Source organism: Herbaspirillum sp. YR522 (genome assembly GCF_000282575.1).
In the GTDB taxonomy this organism is placed as follows: Bacteria; Pseudomonadota; Gammaproteobacteria; order Burkholderiales; family Burkholderiaceae_D; genus Herbaspirillum.
This window is the reverse complement of sequence record NZ_AKJA01000167.1, coordinates 1-1,775: the sequence shown is the minus strand read 5'-3', so window position 1 is coordinate 1,775 and position 1,775 is coordinate 1. Positions and strand designations below refer to the sequence as shown.

Genomic DNA, 1,775 nt, shown 5'->3' with positions numbered 1-1,775 from the left:
GATTGGCTTTTACAACAACCAGCGGCCGCATCAGGCCCTTGGTATGAAGACCCCGGCTGAGGCATTTGCGTTAGCCGCATGAAGTGAGCAGGTTTGGCTGGGTCATTACATATCTTCATTCCGGGCCGATGCTTGGTCACCCCGCGCCAATCTGAGAACGACATAGCGCAAATAGACCCGACAAGCCCAAACTCATCAAAAAGCTAACCCAGGTAAACCCGTCCGGCCCCTTATACCCAAACCAAAGAAATAAAAAAAACGCTGAAAAGATGGTGGACTTAAGCCAATAAAAAAACTTATCACGAAATGAGTTTTCTACCTTTTGACCGAAAAGAATATAAGTAACAAATAGTGATAATAGAATTATGGAGATAATTCCAAATTCGAGACTCATTGTTTTTCCTGTACTAAATTTAAGAGATTTCTTAATCCCCACCAAGGATTTGTTGAAGGATCGAACAGCGGATCAATTGAGCCACCTAAATTTGCCGCATTACCGAAGTTAACTCCAACTTGTTTTGCTCCAAAAACACTTCCCGTCTTTGTTGCAAAGAGCGTAGAACTTTGCATAAAAGAATTCGTACCGCCCGCCCACAATGCTAGATTTTTAGCATACAAGCCGCTCAATACAGCACCATAGGCCCCGCCGATGACGCCAACTGTTGTGACTTCAGTGCCGGTTAAATAGCCAAAACCAAATGTCATACCTAATCCTTTAAAGGCCGATTGACATACGGTTGGTCCCGCTAAAGCACATCCGGTAAGAGCCAAGGCACCCTTCCCAATTCGTTCTGAAATAATATTCTGCTTACGAAATTCTTGATCACTTACCCCTATACCAAGGTTACCTTGCGCCAAGCGGTATGCATTTTCATTTACTAAAATAAACTCTGAGTTGTAATCGTGATTAGCGTACTGCGTGTCGTCTTTATAGCCATTGCAATTCAGCATTTTGCAGCCGACCAAACTGATTATCTCGTAATCATGAATTGCACCCGCAGCATCTGCAGTCTGCTTATCAGAGTTCCGCAGCATTTCTGCCAAGATACGAGCTTCTGCTTCCAGTTCGCTAATATTTAGTTTTTGTGCCACGAGCTTGGAATTTTTCTTGGCGAAATCATATTCGCTTTGATGCAACTGCCGATTATTCAAATCCACATTAAAGCCGCTAGCAGCGCCTGTGTTACCGCCAACCGCTGCGCCAAGCCCGGCTGCGGCCGCCAGAGACAATGCGCTTTCCACCTCTTGAGGTAGCTCCATCTTCTTTATCTGGGTCGCAATGTCGGGCATGAGAGAAGCACTGGCCATCGCACCCAGGGCGCCCCCGACACCCCCTGCCAACGCTCCAATTGCCGCGTGCGCCGCTACTCGATAAACACCACCATCAGCCCACTTCGCCGCTTCCGCGTTCAAACTATCTGCCGATTCCTGGTCTCCACCGAGCGCAGCCTTCGTTGCTGCCTGTCTGAGCTCCGTCTCTTTGGCGCCGGCATAGTCCCCAATCGCCTTGGCCGCCCGCTGTCCAAACGCCTGCGTGATCTTCGCCTGCGCCTCGACCTCGTCACGCAGTTCGTCGCCGTTCCAGTTCTTGTTCAGCGTGTTGCTGCTGTCCTTGCCGGTGCGTACATCCTGGTTCAGCAAGGCGATGGTCTGCTCTGCGCTTTGGCCCGTTTTGTCTTGCTGGGCCTGCGTGTCCGTGATGGTGACGGCCGCACCTGTTACACCGTTTCTGGTTACGCTGGTCTCGCTGCCGGAGGTGCTGCCGATACCGATTC

1 pseudogene is annotated in these 1,775 nt (G+C 49.8%); it reads right to left on the bottom strand.

Annotated features, from left to right (window positions below):
- Positions 1–390: 390 nt before the first annotated feature.
- Positions 391–1,775 (bottom strand): annotated as a pseudogene (locus tag PMI40_RS22790) (hypothetical protein); the annotation flags it as partial.